The organism is Mesorhizobium sp. M4A.F.Ca.ET.020.02.1.1, assembly GCF_004022645.1.
In the GTDB taxonomy this organism is placed as follows: Bacteria; Pseudomonadota; Alphaproteobacteria; order Rhizobiales; family Rhizobiaceae; genus Mesorhizobium.
In genome coordinates this window covers 1-1,252 of the sequence record NZ_RZOI01001120.1, presented here as the reverse complement: position 1 = coordinate 1,252, position 1,252 = coordinate 1, and the positions used below count along the sequence as shown (strand labels likewise).

At 67.5% G+C, this 1,252-nt stretch carries 2 protein-coding genes; both read right to left on the bottom strand.

Annotation, left to right across the window (positions count from 1 at the left end; genetic code table 11):
* The coding region (locus EN742_RS35345) for an HAD family hydrolase (protein WP_189375741.1) at nucleotides 1–485 on the bottom strand (485 nt) is incomplete at its 3' end.
* A 2-nt stretch (nucleotides 486–487) separates the two neighbouring features.
* Nucleotides 488–1,252: Tm-1-like ATP-binding domain-containing protein (locus tag EN742_RS35340; RefSeq protein WP_189375740.1), on the bottom strand; the 765-nt coding region annotated here is incomplete at its 5' end.

Sequence of the window (1,252 nt, the reverse complement as noted above, 5' to 3'; positions counted from 1 at the left end):
GCATAGGCCCGGGCGTTGGGCTTGAGGATTTTGGTGTAGGTCGCGTCGACAATCGTCTCGAACAGCGAAAGCAGCGGCAGGCGCTCGCGGAAGGACTTGCCGTAGAAGAGGTCGAGCTCGTTGGAGAGGATGGCGAGCCGCACGCCGGCTTGATGCGCGATGTCGATCGCCCGCACGGCCTCGGGCCGCACCACCGCCTGCGGATCGGCGCCGCGCGCCCGCTGCACGAAGGTCGACATGTCCTGCCAGTCTTCGCCGACCAATTGGCCGACTTCGCGCGTGCGTGTCTTCCAATAGTCGCGCTCGCTGATCTCGTCGGCCTGCATCGAGCGCCATAGCGCATCGGAAGCCGGATCGAACGGCCCGCGCCAGTCGAGCGTGCCGGGCTCGAGTCCGAGCGCCTGCTCGGTCAGCGCATGCGTCTCGAACAGCGTGCGGGTGACGACGCCGCCGAAGTCGAGCACCAGCGCCTGCGGCTTCGCCATGCTCATGCGACGCGCCTGCCAGCCGAAACGCCGGGCGGCACGATGCCTTCGGCCACCCAGCGGTCGAAGATTTCCAGCGCCTTGGCGCTGAAGGCGGCGTCGTTGATGTGGCCGGCGATCTCATGCAGCTCGGCATTTTCGGGCACCCGCGCCCGCATCTCCTCGACGAACGCCGCGAGTGCCTCCGGCTCGTTGAGCGGCTCGCCTTCCTGGTCCCATTGCTGGATGCCGCCGGCCGGCAGGATGAAGGCCGTCGGGCCGGTCGCCGTGCTGAGCTTCTCGCCGATGGCGCGCGCGATCTCCTGGCGTGTCGCCCCGTCGGAGGTCACCGAGGCAAGCAGGCGGTTATGCGCGTGATAGGGCCGCTCGGCGAACCGCGACGGCACCGCCTGCCAGGTCGGGAAATCGACCATGTCGATGGCACCGGGCGCGACGATCTGCGGAATGCCTTGCCGCCCGGCATTCTCCAGCCGGTCGGCGCCCGAATTCACGACCGAGCCTGTAAGCTGGTTGGCGAGTTCCTGCAGGCTGAAATCGAGGACCGCAACAAAACCCTTTTGCGCCGCGATCGCTTCCAGCGCGCGTCCGCCCATGCCGGTGGTATGGAAGACGATGACCTCATAGCCGCGCTTTTCCAATTCCGGCTTCAGCGTCACCATATATTGCAGGCAGCTTTTGCCGAGCGAGCTCATGCCGATGCGCGGCCGGGACTCGTCGGGCTTCACCACAGCCCGCGCGGCGCCCACCACCGCACCGCAGGCTTGCGA